The following is a 16,705-nucleotide window of genomic DNA, read 5'->3' on the forward strand; positions in this document are numbered from 1 at the left end:
GGTACCCGCCAAGGCCGCGCTCGGCACGTATATGTTTGGGGAGCTTGGGCAGAAGGCGCTTCATCTCGACGAAACGAGCTTGGTGCTGACTACGGCCGAATCGACCAGGTCGTCGGTCAGGTCGAAGGAATCCTCGTCAGTGTCCTCGTCGTCCTCAGAATCCGCTGTCTCTTTCGGAGTGTTCGTGTCCAGTCCGAAGCCCACGCCAGGCCGGGTGTAGCAGGCGCCATCGAACGACACACCCAGTAAGCCTCCAGACACGCATACGCCCTGCTCGAAGTTCATCTCGGCGGTGGCGGTAGAGGTGGACTGCAGGCCGGTCTCGGCGATCTCGTCGTCCATGCGCACCGATGCCTGGAAACGCAGACCTGACAACTGGTTATAGGACGTCAAGGTGGCATCGTTGCTGCTCGCGTACTGGCTCGCCTGCGTGGAAGCACCCGAGCAGTAGGAAAAGACCGGTTTGCCGAAGTAGCTCCAGAACGTTTCCGCATCCGTGGCGAGCAGTGCATCCTCATAAGTAGCTTCGATCCGGTCCGCGCAGTAACCGGCCGCCGCCAGCGCCGCCGCGTCTGATGCAGTATTGGCATTCCGGCGGTCCGCAATCGCATCACCCAGCGGAATGATGATAATCATACCGACGGCGAGCATCACGGCCAGTGCACCTACTAGGAAAACATTAATCGCGCCACATTCGTTTCGACGCAAACGACAGCGCAAACATGACACGAATCTTCGCGCATTTAAATGGAAGGCATCCATACGATAGCCTACGAGCATATAAACACCCTCGCAGATCACGCGTCAACCACCGGAATGTCCGTTAGACGTACTCGGACGTTTTCTCCGGGCACATCAAGCACAACCTTGTCTCCCCCACAGTCGGGCCATACCACAGGAAGTGACCTCGAGTCACCAGCGACTAAGTCATACACGATTGGGACAGTCAAGGGAGTAAAATACTCGCTACTCGAACTAAGGTAATCGACCAGAAGATAGCGTTTGTCTCCATCCAACAGAGTCAAATTGTACGCACCCTGCCACAACGCTTGCCAACGAACAGACTGGAGCTCGCGCGGCAGTACGAACCGGTGTGCCTTAGCGGTCAGCCCCTCTGATGCGCTCAAAACGACGTTACCGACCAGGTATTCGCCGACCCTGGTGACGCTGTCCAGGGAGATACGGGCCGGCACCCCGTCAACCTCGATATCCACCCCGTCCGGACCACGACCAACCGGCCCGGCCGCCTCCGGCATGTCACCCGAGTCGGCAGACGAACCACCAGCCACACCGGTCGCCTCGTCGGGGTCGGCGGGAGTCAGCAGCACCTCCACCCGCCGGTTCAACTGCCGATTCTCATCCGAGTCATTCGGCACCCGCGGCTCAGACTCACCCTTACCCGACACCGACACATCCCAACCAGACAAGTCCGCCAGCCCACCCAGACGATCCGACACCGACTGCGCCCGCCGCTCCGACAAATCCTGATTGTGCTCATCGGTGTTCACATCATCCGTATGACCCGTAATCGCCAGCGATCCGCCCGAGGGGTAGAGCTCCAGCTGCTCCACCACAGCCCCAAGCACCTCATCCGCCTCATCGGACAACTCCGCCGAATCGTCCGCAAACAACACGTCACCCGACACATTCACCGTCGTCGACACATCATCACTGGCCGTATCCGACGAACCATCCGCCGCCACAACCACCGAATTCAACTCAAACGGACCAGACTCAACACTCTCATCAAACTCAGCGGCCGCCAACGCCGCATCCACATCAAACCCAGCCTCATCCGCACCAACCACCGGCACCCCAAGCGCCACACCCACATTCGGCAAAAACACATCCACCGAACTCAAACCATCCGGCACGCCCCCAAACACCGGAAACAACTCAAGGTCGGCATCTTCTGCGATATCTACGTGACTGAACTTAGTGCTCGTATTCACTTCGGGAAAGACTAAAGCTCTTTCCAAAACCATGAGCCTGAGCCCCGACATCGAATACGTATATCTTCCGCCGTCATCGAGCGCGCGCCCGATGTGCACACTTTCGTCAGAGTCAGTACCGACAACCAATCGCACCACCGTGTAACCATCCTGCACCACCGCAGGACCCACCTCAGCAATCAGCGACACTGCTTCCCATGCCCACTTGAGGACGACGCTATTCTCAGAGCCAATTGGCGTAGACGTTGTAGCCTGACCCGCCTCTGTAGATGGTCGCGATTCAGGGGATTCTTGGTCCGAGCATGCGGAGACAGCTGCTTGGCTAGCCAACATGATCGGCGCCAACAAAGCAAATCGTCTACTTGTTTTTATCATCAATCGGCCCTTTCGCTCGTTAGCTGACTGCGCCATCATGAATACTACCACCTACCGCATACATAATCCACTCACGCGCGCATGGCCACTAACTAATTCTCTGGCAACCCCGCACGCGTTTGGGCCTACACGCGCGACAGCTGCGTGCAGGCCCAAACACATGCGGCCCAGAAGACCGGAGGTCGACATGACCTCAGCGGCCCTCGAAAATCTTGTCGAGCTGCCCCTTGATCTTTTCTCCGAGATCGTAGTTGTCCAGCGCAGTAATGATAGCCGTGACCAGAATCACTGCCACGACAATCACTCCGGCGTACTCCGCCGCGCCCTGTCCGACCTCGGATTCCGCGACACGCCTCTTGACATCATCGAGCCACATACGAGCACGGACCTGAGCGGCGAGAACTGAATTCGACATGATGTATCCTCCTGTTGAAGAAGACCGAGGCATCAACTCGGATCGTTGACTCCGGGACTCGTTCCCGTTGACGTTGTCAACACTACGGGCGCTGGGCGCCCCTCGAATAGGGGCATATGCCCCGAACACTGCCCCTACCTGCGTCCCCAGTTCATGAGTCCTCCGCCTCCTTCCATAGCAGAACCGCTTCCGCCCGACTGTGGACCCCCAGCTTCGCATACGCGGAGTTCATATAGTTCTTTACCGTTCGAGCCGACAGGAACTGCTCCTTGGCGATGTCCTGGTTGCTCATGCCTCGCGCGGCAGCATCCAGCACCTCCGCCTCACGCTCGGTCAGACGCGCAGTCAGCGGATTTGGACGTGCCTTGTCCCCCACACTTGCCACTTGCACGGTCAGCTTGTCGGCAACGCCCGGCCCGAGCACCGTTCCACCGCCGCTGCATGTAGCAATCGCTCCCGCGACCTCATCCACGCCCAAGTTTCCATGGATGAGGTACCCCTTGGCACCTCCCTTTATCGCGGAGGCGATGGTCTCGGCATCGTCATCCGAGGTCATCATGATCACACTGGCACGTTCAGCAAGTTCGGGCAGAGCCTCCAGGCCACCCATACCCGGCATGCGCACATCGAGTAACACCACGTCGGGGCCAAAGCTGCGCGCCTTTTCGATAGCCTCCAAACCGTCTGAGGCTTCCGCTACCTCATCGACCCCTGCGACGTGTTCTAGCACACGCCGCAGCCCCAAACGGACAATCGTGTTGTCATCAACGACCAGTAACTTCACGCTAAGATCCTTACTACCGATCCAATCTTCTTAGACGCAGAGGCACGGGGAACTGTCGCGATAGCGCGTGTGCCACCATCTGGACTCACCGACAACTCCAGCCGACCGCCGAGAGCAGCAAGACGCTCGCGTACGCCGCACAACCCATAGTGCCCCGAGCCTCGCAGGTTGGATTGATCCTCTAGTATCCTCCTGGGCAATCCAACGCCGTTATCGTCAACAGTGAGATGAAGTGATTCCCCGCCAACGATCCGCACGTGTACCCTCGTAGCCTCTGCATGCTTCTCCACATTTGCCAGCAGCTCGCCCAGAACCCTTTGGGTCTGCCAAGTCAACTCAGCGTCACTGGCAACCTCATAACCAGAAACATCTATCAAGACTTCTGTGCCGACGCGTTTGCCCCAAGTCTCCGCATCCTGGCGCAGTTGCTCCCGGATGTCTCCCACCGGCGTCGACCGGAGCTCGTCGAGGACCGAACGGGCCTCCAAGCTCAAAGAATCTGCTGCGTCGAACAAGTCTTTCGCGTCGCGCGCATAGGCAGAGTTCTCCACTCCAAGGTCATTGACCAGCGCCTCAGCCAACATACGCACCCCGGCAGCCGATTTCGCCACCGTGTCATGCAGATCCCGTGCTAGTACTAAGCGCTCCTCCGCAGCTGACTGCCGAGACCTCGCCTCCACCGCGTCCGCGGCCAGAGCCTCAACCCTGCCGACCTGCTGCGTCTGTCTGCGCCCCAGCAAGGCAAGCGCCACAGCGGCACCTGCGGCAACGACCGTCATAATTATAAGTTGGGGAATGTAATGAATTAACTCAGTCGCACCTACAGTAACTAACGCACACCAGGCCGCCAGCGCTCTATCACCGGCGATCATTCCCATCAAGAATGCGGTTACCTGTAAGTAGCCAAGCGCGAGTGCGGCAGGTGTACCCGAATATTGGAACCCAACTACCAGCAGCGTGAGTGCCGTGATCCCATCCCATGCAACGAAGTACACGCTACCTACGATGCGCCTAGTTGTTCGCCCCCATCGGAACAAGAGAGCGCAACTGCACGGCACCGCACAGAGGGTGATCACCACAACCGTCCAGTCCAGTGCGCAGACCGCCGCAACTAGTAGCAACAACACCAACCTGATATCGCTGAGTACACGCACAGTAGGCGCCAACGCCGCCTCGGCGAGCAGCTTATTCTCACCCATTGAACAGTCCTGAAATCGAATCCATATTGCTGATGAGCATTCCCCCAACGATAAGCACAATGGCTCCTGGCACGATGCAGATGGTGACCACCAGGGACACCTTGGGCTGAGACTTAGCCGCCTGTCTGCGTACCTGCTGTCCCCGTTCGCGACGCACTTCTTGGGAGATTTGCCGCAAAGCCTCTTCTAGCGGCGTGCCCAATTCCTCGGACTGCAGCAGTGCGGTGACGAACGAGGCAACGTTCTCTGAGCGGGTACGGTCACGTAGCCCCTCAAGCGCCTGCCGGCGGGGCACCCCGAGTTGCATCTCCCGCAGAGTCAGACGCATCTCCTCAGCCAGCGCCCCGCTGTGCTGTTCGGCCACGCGCTGCAGCGCCACGCGGAAGGGCAGGCCAGCCGACACGGTCACGGCGAACACATCCAGGAAATCGGGCAGGTCACGCTCAATCCGCTGCTGACGGCGCCGCAAGGTGAGCAGCAGCCAGGTGTGCATCCAGCATACGAACAGCGTACCTAGCACCACGCCAATGAATGTCTGACCATTCAGCACGGCCAGCACCATGAGCACCAGGCCCAGGCTGGCGAAGCCGGCCTCGCGCTGAATGAAGGTCTGCGCCGTGACATCTGCCGGCTGACCGGCGGCGCGCAGCTGCCATGCCAAACGCTTGATCCGCTCCGTGCCGTACAAATCGAGCAGTAGGCTCTGGGTCACGCGGCCCAACAGGTCCACAGTCCTGGTGAACGGCCCCGTGCGCTGTGCCACCTCGGCTGACGCCTGCTCGCCGGAGGCCAGCAAGTCATCCACCAAAGACGCACGCGCCATGCGTATCCCTTGGGCTCCCAACAGCACCATCGTGGCAGCGAGCATTCCAAACAACGCAGCCATGCCTATACCTCCACCCGCGATACGGCTCGCATGAGCACGAATCCCACCGCGAAGAAGGCCGCCGCCACCAGCATGATGACGCGCCCCACCATGCTCCCCGCCATTTCGTCAAGGAGCCCGGGTTGGATCATGTTCAGCAGCACAATTGCGCCCACACCGATCCCCATCACCGCATATCCGGCTACCGATGATCCCAGGATCACGGTGCTGACCTCGCGTCGCAACTCCTTGCGATCCTCCAGGGTCTGGGAGATGTCAGTCAGTGCCGCGCTCAACGCGCCGCCCGTACGGGACTGGATCACGATCGTACGCACCAGCACGTCGATCTCCCGCGACGGCAGTCGTTCAGCCAATTCGTGCAACGCCTGATCCAGGCTCACGCCAAGGTCCAGGCGCTGGGCGACCTGACGCATCTCCGCGCCGGCGGGCTCGGCGAGCTCCCGCCCGGCCATCGCCAGGCAGCGCCCGATGGATAGACCCGCCGAGTTGCCGTTGGCAACCACTCGCGCCAACTCGGGAAGCTGTGCGATGAAGTCCTCCTTACGCTTGGCGCGCCGCCGGCTAAGCCACTGCCAGAACAGCAGGGGGAGCATGAGCGCCAGAACGGTGCTGGCAACACGTCCCAGCAGTGGGCGCCCACCGATCATTACTGCCAACATCGCTCCGGCGATCGCGGAAACCGTGAGCAAGGGCGACCAGTTCACACCCGCCGTTGTCATACTGCGTGCCAGCGCCCCCAGCGGACCACGAGCGATCAGCCGACGCTCGATCAGCTTGATCCGTTCCGAACCCGTGGCGCGCGCACCGACCGTTTCCTCCCACAGGGCCCGGCGGCGCCCGGACTCGTCCAGGAGCACGGTGGTTCCCCAGACGCCAAACACCAGGGTGGCTACGAGCACCAGCAGAATGACGCGTACCGACGGTGTCATAGGGTGCCTCCGGCGAAGGCCTCGGGCAGGGGTTCTCCCAACAGCGACAGGCGTGTCTCCGTCTCCTCAGGCAGTGCTTCGAAACGGAACACGCCGCCCTGGGAGCGGGTCTCGGTGTAACGCATAATCGGCTGAGTGGCGTAATTGTCGCGGTGCTCGGAGGTAACCACCTCTATCTGCCGCACCCGGCGCGCCCCAGTGGTATCCCGTTCCAGCTGGATGATCACGTCTATGGCGCTGTTGATCTGGTCCCTGACCGTTTCCACGGGCAGCTCCAGGTCAGACATGCTGGCAAGCGTCTCCAGACGGCTCAAGGCATCGCGTGCGGAGTTGGCGTGCACGGTGGTAAGTGAGCCCTCATGACCGGTGTTCATGGCCTGGAGCATGTCCATGGTCTCACCGCCACGAACCTCACCAACCACAATCCGGTCCGGACGCATACGCAACGAGTTGCGTACCAGGTCACGGATGGTGACCTGCCCCTTGCCCTCGGAGTTGGCGGGGCGCGCCTCCAGCCTGACCACGTGGCTCTGCTGGAGGGACAGCTCGGCCGAATCCTCGATCGTGATGATGCGCTCCCGGTCCGGAATCAGGCCCGAAAGGGCGTTGAGGAAGGTGGTCTTCCCCGTGCCGGTACCGCCGGACACCAGGATATTCAGCCGTGCCCGCACCATCATGTTCAGCAGTTCTGCCGCCTCCTGCGGCAGTGATGCCCGGGCCACCAGGTCGGGCATGCGGAACGGGCGGGGGAAGCGACGAATCGTCATGGTGGGGCCGTCCAGCGCGAGCGGCGGAATGATCACGTTGACGCGCTCACCGCCGACCAGGCGGGCATCCACCATGGGGCTGGACTCATCCACCCGGCGGTTGACCGTGGAGACGATCCGGTCAATGGTCTGGTACAGCTCCTCCTCCGAGGTAAAAGCCGCGGGAATCCGCTCAATGCGCCCGTTCCGTTCAACGAACAGGTCGTGGACGCCGTTGACCATGATCTCCGTAATCGAGTCGTCTGCGATCAACGGCTCAAGTACACCCAGGCCCACCGTGTCATCGACGATCCGCTGAATAAGGCGGGCACGGTTCCGGGTGGACATGACCGGCCCCTCGACCGAAAGAATGCGGGCCAACACGCGCTCCAGGCGCGCGCGTTTCTGCGGCATCTCCAGACTGGCGATCTCCTCGATGTTGATCTCTTCGAGGAGCCGGGCACGGAAGCGCTTGACGAGTTCGTTGTTCTCATCGGTAAGGGCCTCGGGGGCCACGCGGTCTCTCAGCGCCACGACGATCCCTCCCGCTGGCGGAAGGTGGCCTCGGAACTGAGGTTAATGTGGGTTATGTCCACTACCCCTAGGATGCCGATCGGCGCCCTTCCCGCGACTTTCACGCAGCCTCGGCCGCAGGAGCTGACCGAGTCGAGCTCGATCGAGTCCGGCATGGATGCGGTTACAGCGGCGTACACGGAGTCTCCCCGCTCAGCGGCGCGGGCGCCGTCCCTGGCCGCGTCACGGACGTGCGAGGCCGCCATCATCGCCGCGATCCCCTGACTGAGAACGATCAGGACGATCAACACAATTGGGATGAATGCAGCCAGCTCAAGGGCTGACTGCCCCTCGTCACGCCTGCGCAACCGCCGAATCATCTGCATGGTCCAGCGTGGCATTGTCATTGTCATCGTCGTTCACCTCTCCCGTTCCACGTGCGCGGTTGCTACTGCCGGGCCAATGCCGGGGATCATTCCGGGAATCTCGATGCTGACTCGCACATCGGAACCCGAGCTGGACACGCTCAGCCCAGAGGCGAGTGATCCCGGCATCCGTTCCGATACCGCCGCCATAACCTGCTGATGCGACATGCCGACGGCGTAGTTGCGCGCCGCCTCCTGCGCGGAGTTGTGTGCCACGAGGGATACGCCCCCGAACAGCAGCAGCTCGAAGCACAGGAAGAACACGCCCAGGGCGATGATGAAAGCACCGGCGAACTCCACCGCGGTAGCACCCCGCTCCCCCGATTCGGGTTCCGCACTCCGACGCCTCCCCCCGATGGACGGCAGCCTCATGCCTCGACCGTGATCATTCTCCTCCGCCGCACGCCTGGCGCGACGTCCCTGGGGCACGGGTGCTGCTGGCGACGGCGAGGGCGGTGGGGGAGCCGCCGGCGGAGCTGCCGCTCCGGGCGCGAAGGCCGGTGGCAGCCCGGCAGCCCCGGTTTGCGAATCGGGTACGGCAGCCGCGCCAACCGGTTCTGCCGCAAGTACGGCAACCGGGTTGAGCAATTCCGCGACCGCCTGACCGATCTCTGTGAAAACCGGCAGGTCCAGGTCCAGCAGTGTTCCCGTGTTCAGTGCCGGTTCCAGGCGCTGCGCGCTCTCCGGCAGGGTTCCGAGCAAGGGCGCGTCCATTAGCTTTGCGGCACCGGCGGGCTGAATCTCGTTGTTACGCGAGGTCCGGTTGAGCACCACCTGCAGCGGTGTGCTGCGAGCGAGTTCCAGCCGTTCGAGTGTTTCCTTGAAGCGGCGTACCGCGCGCAGTGCCGGCACCTCCGGAGTGGTCACCACCACGATCGTGTCGGCCAGCTCCATGGCGCCCGCGGTGCCCTCGTCCAGTCGGGAGCCGCAGTCGATGACCACGTGGTCGTATTGATAGCGCAGCGCCTGCACGATCTGCCGGGCGGCGGCCTCGGTCATCTCCTCGCCCATCTCGCCGTGCTCGGGCGCGGGTAGCAACTCAATGCCGGATCTGACCGGATAGGCGACCTCGGAGACTTCGCGGCCGCCGAGCTCTGCGGCGACGGAGACCAGGTCCACCACCGAGTGCCGCACCCGGATGCCGCAGTAGGAGGCGAGGTCGCCTCCCCGCAGGTCCAGGTCCAGCAAGACCGTGCGGCCCCTGCCCGCGGCGGCTTTGGCGGCGGACAGGGCGATCATGGAGGTGCCCACGCCGCCCTTGGCGCCGATAAGCGCCACCACACGGCCAACAGGACGCCCCAGTGACTCGCGCTCCTGCTCCACGTATCCATGCGCGGCACGGGTCCAGGCCGAAAGCGAGCGCAGTCGTTCCGCATAGCGTTCCACCGACGGGGGCAGCGGGAGCACCGCCCTGACGCCGGCATCGACGGCGCGTAGCACCGAATCGGCGTCCATTCGGGTCGTCAGCAGGCAGATCGGGATCAGCGGCTCAAGTGTCGCCAGCTCACGGACCGCCGCGAGTCCCTGTCCGTCCTCTACGGACTCATCCACCAGCACCAGGTCGATGTCCCTGCGCTGGAACTCCAACCGGGCCTGGGCTACGGAGACGAGCACGATTGGCGTTGAGAACCCGTCCAGCTCCTCCAATACGGCCGTCACCGCTGCCGGAGTCTGCGTGTCCGAGCTGATCAGTAGGGCCTGGGTCATGACTGGTTTCCTTCAATCGTTGAAGTGTTGGGGTCCGTCGCCGCCTGGGCTGGAGCGGATACGGGGTCGGAGTAGGTGGCCTGGTCGTCTGTGAGAGGCGCGCTGTCTCCGGTTCCGCGCAGCGCCAGGCGGAGCTTGACGGCGAAGCTCTCGGCGTAGGCGACCTTGAGGCTGTCCGTGGTGGACAGTGCGAAGGTGACGGGCACTGCCTGGCTCTCGGAGAAGGCTCCGGAGGAGTCCTCCGACTCAACCGTCGTAGCTACTCCCACGTTGATAATGAGTGCGTTCTGCACCACCACCTGTGCGGTGCGCTCCTTGGTCTCCTGGTTCTCGACCGTGGCGATGATGTCCACGTAGTCGCCGGAGGAGATGCGTCCGGCGACGCCAGTCTCGGCGTCGACCATGATGGCCACCTCCCGGTTGCCCTCGGCCAGCCCGGGCGGTTCGGTGAGCATTCCCGTCTGTAGGACCGACCCGGTGGCGTATGCCCCGACCGTGACCAAGCCCTCGACCTGCCCATAGGAGGACACCGCATTGTCCGGCGCCCACCGCTGCGGAACCTCAACCACTTCCACATCACTCTCCGTGATCTGGTGCATGGCCTCGACGTCCGTGGTCAGTTCGAGCACCTGCGTCATCGGCCCCACCTGCGAGGAGACCGAACTGACGTAGGCCGCGACGCCGATGAAGGTGAGCGCCGCGCCTAGGAGAGTGACCAGAAGCAGCAGTACTCCGCGTCGCTGACGTGGGTTCATGGGATTCGCCTCTCAGCAGTAGGGGTTGAAGCAGGGGTGTTCGGTCGGATCCAGGTCCCGCAGAACGGGCATCCAGTCGTCGGAATGGTTCTGCCGCAGCTACGGCAGCTCGTTGTGCGCACAGCGGTCAGTGCGCGATTGACTGCTAGTCGCAGGTCGTCAATGGTGGACACCTCGGCCCACTTGCGGGCCCCGTAAGGGGAGTCGTCCGCGGGCGGCAGCAGCATCGTGGGCTGTCCGCCCACCAGAGAGACAGCGAGGTCACCCAAGTCCGAGCACGCTGCCCAGCAGATATCCCCGGCACCCTGTACGTTCCACTTGATTGGTTTGACGGAATCGACGCCGCCGCCGACCAGGTCCACGTCGAAGGAGGCACCCGGGAAGAAGCTACGGATATGCTGCATCAGGCTCGGTCGCGCCTGCGACAGGCGCGTAACAGAGGACATGGCCGCCCTGGTCTTGAGCTGTGCCCGCACGGTGTCCACAACCGGCCCGGCCACACCGTAGGAAGAAGGGGAAAGAAAGCTCAGGGCACGCACCAGGAGGGCCTGCTGCGTGCGCGATCCCGCGAGCGTGACTAGAGCTACGTCGCCACGTGCCAACACTTCACGCGCCATCAACGATGGCCGGGCCGCTGCCTCGGGGGAGCATACGAGTAGTGTGTCGCCCGCGCCTGCGGAGATCGCGTCGACGGATTCGTCTAACGATGACAGCACTCGACAGTTCTCGGCGGCCGGTTCACCGATGGCGACGGCGGAAACCAGAATCACGGGCGGGCCCCCTCGGGGTGTGCTAGGGCGGGAACAACGAGGTGCCATGTCACAGCTACGCAACGGACACGTGAGTCACGGTATCCGCTTAGCCGCCCGGACGTAAAGAAATAATCACGAGATGGTTGCCACATCGCGAAGCGGATGTCAGTAGCGCAGACCACCGCCGAGCTTCTCGCCCCGGTCACCCCAGCTCCGGCCGCCCTGCGGCATCGTGTTGCTTCCGCCACGCAGCAAGGACAGCAGCACCCCGACGACAACCGCGAGGAGTGTCTGGGCCAGCGCAGCGTCAAAGGCATACCCCGCAAACACATGTACGCAGACAACTCCTGCCGGGATGAAGAATGCATAGGCAACCACGTGTGCAACTCTGAGACCACGCTCAACACTGCCCCGCCGTTCGAGCAGCAGCCCTCCGATAATGCTCGCGGCGAGTGCCCACGCCGTGTCCGCGAGCAGCAGGATCCGCACGGTAAGCAACGAATCCAGGTGAATCGATCCATCCAGCGGCAGGGGTAGGTGGGGAAGTGCCGTGATCCCTGCGGTCCCAAGCGCCGCGACCGTTGCCAGGTTGCCGGCCGACAACGTGTTGTCCTGTCCCATGCCTTCCTCCGACGCACATATGAGGAGGCTCGTTGCGTGCTCTCCCCGGACGCGCGTTCTGCCCCAGGGAGGCTGCAGATCCACACGCCCGCCGTCAGGCTAGGCAGGAATGACCCCTTTCCCCAGGGGCTCATGCCCCTGGATACGCCCCGGATCTGCCCTGAAGCGCGACCGTTCGCGCGGGCGTCCGTCTTCGACGTCGGACACGTTGGAGCCGGGACGGTGAGATGACTGCGCTTGGGCACGGTATGCGCTTTCGAGTCGGGAACAGGATGCCTTGAACTTAACGACCACGTCACGTAGCTGCCATGGGGAGCAGTCCCCACCCGCCCGGGCATGGTCGGCGGGCCACCCGGGTACACCCGGGGAGTCGTTGAGTTCTGCCCATCGCGTTACGTGCGAACGCAGCAATAGCGTCTCCGCGTCAAGACAGACGCATCGCAAGACGCTCAGAAAGGCACACTCATGCGCACCTCCCTATCCCGTCCTCAAACCCCCGGCACCACTCGCCTCCCACGCCGCACCCTGCTGTCCCTCCTGCCGCTGGGCGCAGCCGGCCTCGGCTTGGCCGCCTGCTCCGGCAATCCGCTCCAACGGGTAGTGAAGTCAACCGACGATCCTGCCGATCCCGCAGCCTCCCCCGCGGTCAGTGCGCCCCCGGTGCCGACCCCCGACGCCTCCGGCGCCGTCGCCCTGGAGTCCGCGCTCGACGGTGTGGCGGCAACCTTCCGGGTCGGTCCCGCCACGGTGCAGGACGGATACACGCTGGTGCGCGTGGAAGTGTCCACCGACTCCGACGACGAGCTGACTATCTCCTCCGTCTTCGGCGGGTCCTCCCACTACACCATGCGCGGCATGCGTCTGCTCTCACTGCGCCAGTCACTCGTGTTCCCCGAGCTCGGCGAGCGTTCGGACGGGTTGTTCGACACCATTTCCCGAACGTCCACGGTGGAACTGTTCCCGGTTTTTGAGGCGGTCGACGACGGCGTCGAGACCGTTGAGCTGTTCCTCCCCAGCGTCGGCGTGGCGGTGGGCGTCCCCGTGGTCAGCCCCGATAGCGCCGGCTTCGAGGCGGGAGAGCTGCTCAGCGTGGCGGAGATCGACCGTGAGGCCGACCCGGGCCCCTACCAGCTCAGCTCACTACTGGTCGCCACCGACGGCTCCTATGACACCGATTCCGACGAGGACTCAACGACGGTGACGGTCTCCGGCGACGTTACCTTCGGCTCCGACTCCACCGAGCTGTCGGCACAGGCGGACGAGGTGCTGGCGAAGGTGGTCGAGCAGCTGAATCGCTACCCGTCCGGCGGGGAGCTGTCGGTTACGGGGCACACCGACGACGTCGACGAGGAGGACTACAACCAGACCCTGTCCGAGCAGCGTGCCCAAGCGGTCACCGACCGGCTCGGAGAACTCACGGATCTGTCCAATTGGGACACCACCGTCACCGGCAAGGGCGAGTCCGACCCCCGCGCGGAGGGAACCTCCGACGAGGCACGCGCCGCCAACCGCAGAGTCGAGGTGGTGATGACGCCGAAGAACCCGGCAGAGGCCACGGCCCTGTCGGCGGCTACTCCCCCGCCGGACCAGGCCTCCACGGCGACTTCCGGGCAGATGCCCCGTTCCGTCGGCCCCGTGGGCACGGGCGCCGACGGCGTGGATGTGCGCATCAATGACCAGACCGTCCACCTGTCGATGGAGTCGGTGACGCGTGTAGGCGACTATGTGACCGGCGCACTGCTGCTCAGCGCGCAGGAGGACGTCAGCATCACCGTGAGCCTGTTCGCCCTGCCCAGCGAGCTGCAGATCCTGCACTGGCCGGCGTCCTTCACCGGAGTCCACAATCCCACGCTCCTGCAGGGCGGTACGCGCTACCTGGCGGCCAACTACCTGGATGCCGATGGCGAGTACGTCCCGGTGACAAATCGGAGCGTGTACACCATTGTGAGCGGTGAGGCCACCCGCCTGCCCGTCGTCTGGCCCTACCCCGGCGCCGATACCGTCACCCTGGACCTGCCCGGCAAGAATCTGGCCGCGCGCCTGACCGACATCCCGGTGGCACGGGCCTAGCCGGCGGCGGCCGGCCTCGGCTTACTTGCCCACGACGGCGTGGATGACCAAGTCGTCTCCCTCGGCCACCAGCATGCGCGGGGCCCCGGCGGCCTTGCCGGCGGCGTTGTCCGACGCCGGGAGCACGCCCGCCAGGGTGCCGGCCGCCTGCCAGAGCTGCTCGCCGTCGTCGAGGTCGTAGGCGATCACGTTGTCTCCGGTGGCGTCTGTGCGCGAGGAGGGCTGCCCCATGGTGAATAGCACGCCTTCGTCCTTGCCGATGAGCCCCTCCGGGGTGATGACGCAGGCCTCCCCGTCGGTGCGCTCCGGAACGTCATAGCTCGCCCCATCCGGGCCGGTGACGGTACAGGCGATCGTATTGAGGGTGAATCCGGCCTCGGCGTTTCGGCCGCGCACATGCACCGAGCTGTCAGCGGCAACGCTGCGCAGCAGCTCCACCAGCTGCTCGGCACTCACGGCATCGGAGAGCACCCAATCCGAGCGGGTACCGGCCCCGTCCACGGTACCGACCTCGGTGCCGGTGGCGTCGTAGACGGTCACCGCCTCGCCATCGACCTTGTAGAAGGCCTGCGTGCCCGCGTCGATGCCGATGCCGCCGGGCAGGTAGGAGTCGAAGTCGGGAGCGTCCTCGGCCGCCTCGGACAGGAGTACCTCCCCGGTTTCCGCGGAGAGCACGAGCAGCCGCTCGGAGCTGGTCTCGTAGGTGACGATGAAGCCCGCGCCTATGCGTGCCTCACGGAATCCTCCGTCGCGGCGCCACACCTGCTCGCCGTCTGCGTCCATGGCCACGAGCGAGCCGGAGTAGCTGCCGTCGAGCACAATGGCGGCGCTTCCGGTGGTTCCCAGCTGCTTGCGCTCGTCGAACGCGAGGACACCGCCGGTCTCGGTGCCGTCCAGGCCGATCAGCTGCCCGGCGTCGTCCTGGACGCACAGGAAGGTCTCGCTGGTCCAGAAGCCCGCCGAGTCGCAGTCGCCGGACCAGACCGGGGCCCGGCCTGCGGCGTCAAGGTCGTACAGCGACCAGTGCTTGTAGCTGGTCTCCGCCGCCAGGGCGCCGTGATCGGGCGCAAGGCGGTACTCATCCACATCGGTGATTCGCTGCAGCTCGATCGTGTCGGCCTGTGCGGGCAGTGCGGCGACGGCGGTGGGACCGGGCGCGCCCACGGTCCGGTGTCGCCAGACGATCACCCCGCCGACGGCGACGGCGAGCACGACGACCGCGGCGATAGCACCGAAAAGTGCGCGCCTGGTGCGGCGGCTGCGTGGCTCCGGTCGGGACACGGCTCCAACATTCGGGGGCGCCCAGTCGGCCGGCGGGGCGGGCGGCTGCGGGGCGCCGGAGAACCGGGACTGCGCACCGGCCTCAGCTGCGGCGGGTGCGGCGGACACGCGTGTGGGCTCGCCCGCGGCGACCGCCGTCGGCGGCAGCGCCAGCGAGGCGGTGGGAGGAGTCCCGGCCTCGGGCGCGACCGGGTCCGCCTCAGTCGGAGCCGTCGCCGAACCGGGCAGTGCGTCGTCAGCCCACAGGTAGGGCGCGGCCGCGGGAGCGGACGGCGGGGGCACAGTCAGGCGGCGAGCGGGGGCGCAGCCCGCCAGCGCGGGAGCGGCCATTCGCAGTGCGGCGGCGATCTCGCGGGCGCTGGGACGGGCGGCCGGCTGCTTGGCGAGCATGCGCTCCAGCACACTCCACAGGGCATCGGGCACGCCGTCGGGGCGGCCGGGGGCACGGCGGGCGTGCTGCGCGAGCACCTGGGAGGGGGCACCGACGAACGGGGTGATGCCGCAGGCGGCCTCGTACAACAGCACGCCGAGGGAGTAGACGTCGGCGGCCGGCGTGGGGGCGGCGGGGTCGAGGATCTCGGGGGCCATGTACAGCGGGGTGCCGATGGCGCCGGTGGCGTGGGAGGAGGCGACCGTGTCACAGATGCGGGCGACCCCGAAGTCCGCGAGTCGGGGCGTCCAGGCGCCCTGCCCGACCACGGTGTCATCGCCGTCGGCCGGATCGGCACTCCCGCCCGGTGGGGAGATCAGCACGTTGGCGGGCTTTATGTCACGGTGGACGATGCCGGCATCGTGAACGACGGCCAGTCCGCTCGCGAGCATAGCCCCAACCCGAGCCACCTCGGCGGGTGGCAGCACCCCTTGCTCATTGAGCAGACCCCGCAGGGTGCCGCCGCCCACATAGTCCATGACGATGGCGAAGCGGCTGCCCTCGATCACCATGTCCTGCACGCCCACGACGTAGGGGGAAGACACCCGCATCAGGGTGGCGCGCTCTCGGATGAAACGCTCGACGACGTCGGCGTCCTCCAGCAGGTCGGCGCGCAGCAGCTTGACCGCCAACGGAATACCGGGGGCGTCGTTGCGGTGGGCGAGCCACACATCCCCTTGCGCGCCCGCGCCGATGCGTGCGTCCAACACATAGGCGCTGCCCAGGTGCTGGGCGGCGGCGTCGTTCGGGGGCATGGGCGTCTCCTCGGGGTAGGGGGCGGCGGGTGCGTGGGCGCACTCACTCGGCCTGTCCGGTGCAGTCATCCTAAGAGAAAAGTCTCGTTGAGATGACGCGCGGCGGGCCG

15 protein-coding genes are annotated in these 16,705 nt (G+C 64.8%); 1 reads left to right on the forward strand and 14 read right to left on the reverse strand.

The window, feature by feature from the left end:
* Positions 1-60: 60 nt before the first annotated feature.
* The 13 genes from BN1056_RS02440 to BN1056_RS02500 form a co-directional block, all read right to left on the reverse strand.
* Positions 61-780 (reverse strand): pilus assembly protein TadG-related protein, encoded by a 720-nt coding sequence (locus tag BN1056_RS02440; protein ID WP_342343928.1) that lies wholly within the window; start codon positions 778-780, stop codon positions 61-63.
* Positions 781-797: 17 nt separating this feature from the next.
* Complete coding sequence (locus tag BN1056_RS02445; RefSeq protein WP_244671460.1) at positions 798-2,141, reverse strand: OmpA family protein; 1,344 nt, start codon at positions 2,139-2,141, stop codon at positions 798-800.
* Between the two features lie 379 nt (positions 2,142-2,520).
* Positions 2,521-2,742: a hypothetical protein gene (locus BN1056_RS02450; RefSeq protein WP_210578762.1), complete on the reverse strand. Its 222-nt coding sequence runs from the start codon at positions 2,740-2,742 to the stop codon at positions 2,521-2,523.
* A 151-nt stretch (positions 2,743-2,893) separates the two neighbouring features.
* On the reverse strand, positions 2,894-3,526 hold the full coding sequence (locus BN1056_RS02455) for a response regulator transcription factor (RefSeq protein ID WP_210578765.1): 633 nt from the start codon (positions 3,524-3,526) through the stop codon (positions 2,894-2,896).
* Complete coding sequence (locus BN1056_RS02460) at positions 3,523-4,725, reverse strand: sensor histidine kinase (protein ID WP_210578768.1); 1,203 nt, start codon at positions 4,723-4,725, stop codon at positions 3,523-3,525. Before BN1056_RS02460 ends, BN1056_RS02455 begins: the two co-directional genes overlap by 4 nt.
* Positions 4,718-5,611, reverse strand: coding sequence for a type II secretion system F family protein (locus BN1056_RS02465; protein WP_210578771.1), 894 nt, complete (start codon positions 5,609-5,611; stop codon positions 4,718-4,720). The genes BN1056_RS02460 and BN1056_RS02465 overlap by 8 nt, the downstream gene beginning before the upstream one ends.
* 2 nt (positions 5,612-5,613) lie before the next feature.
* Positions 5,614-6,540, reverse strand: coding sequence for a type II secretion system F family protein (locus tag BN1056_RS02470; RefSeq protein ID WP_244671461.1), 927 nt, complete (start codon positions 6,538-6,540; stop codon positions 5,614-5,616).
* The gene (locus BN1056_RS02475; protein ID WP_244671462.1) at positions 6,537-7,820 is read right to left on the reverse strand and encodes a TadA family conjugal transfer-associated ATPase; all 1,284 of its coding nucleotides are present in this window, start codon (positions 7,818-7,820) and stop codon (positions 6,537-6,539) included. Before BN1056_RS02475 ends, BN1056_RS02470 begins: the two co-directional genes overlap by 4 nt.
* On the reverse strand, positions 7,811-8,212 hold the full coding sequence (locus tag BN1056_RS02480) for a TadE/TadG family type IV pilus assembly protein (RefSeq protein WP_210578773.1): 402 nt from the start codon (positions 8,210-8,212) through the stop codon (positions 7,811-7,813). The genes BN1056_RS02475 and BN1056_RS02480 overlap by 10 nt, the downstream gene beginning before the upstream one ends.
* A 6-nt stretch (positions 8,213-8,218) precedes the next feature.
* A complete protein-coding gene (locus BN1056_RS02485; RefSeq protein ID WP_210578775.1) occupies positions 8,219-9,931 on the reverse strand; it encodes a CpaE/TadZ family protein in 1,713 nt (570 codons plus the stop codon).
* Positions 9,928-10,686, reverse strand: coding sequence for a Flp pilus assembly protein CpaB (cpaB, locus tag BN1056_RS02490; protein WP_210578777.1), 759 nt, complete (start codon positions 10,684-10,686; stop codon positions 9,928-9,930). The genes BN1056_RS02485 and cpaB overlap by 4 nt, the downstream gene beginning before the upstream one ends.
* Positions 10,683-11,456 (reverse strand): hypothetical protein, encoded by a 774-nt coding sequence (locus tag BN1056_RS02495; protein ID WP_210578780.1) that lies wholly within the window; start codon positions 11,454-11,456, stop codon positions 10,683-10,685. The genes cpaB and BN1056_RS02495 overlap by 4 nt, the downstream gene beginning before the upstream one ends.
* Before the next feature lie 147 nt (positions 11,457-11,603).
* Entirely contained in the window at positions 11,604-12,059 is a 456-nt protein-coding gene (locus BN1056_RS02500) for a hypothetical protein (RefSeq protein WP_210578783.1), read from the reverse strand.
* 465 nt (positions 12,060-12,524) lie between these two features.
* Between BN1056_RS02500 and BN1056_RS02505 the strand changes: the two genes are divergently transcribed.
* On the forward strand, positions 12,525-14,129 hold the full coding sequence (locus BN1056_RS02505; RefSeq protein ID WP_210578784.1) for an OmpA family protein: 1,605 nt from the start codon (positions 12,525-12,527) through the stop codon (positions 14,127-14,129).
* Positions 14,130-14,150: 21 nt separating this feature from the next.
* On the opposite strand, the gene BN1056_RS02510 is transcribed toward BN1056_RS02505, so the two are convergent.
* Positions 14,151-16,595, reverse strand: a complete 2,445-nt coding sequence (locus BN1056_RS02510; protein WP_210578785.1) for a serine/threonine-protein kinase — start codon at positions 16,593-16,595, stop codon at positions 14,151-14,153.
* Positions 16,596-16,705 lie beyond the last annotated feature (110 nt).

It is taken from the genome of Actinomyces succiniciruminis (assembly GCF_900002405.1).
Taxonomy (GTDB): Bacteria; Actinomycetota; Actinomycetes; order Actinomycetales; family Actinomycetaceae; genus Actinomyces; species Actinomyces succiniciruminis.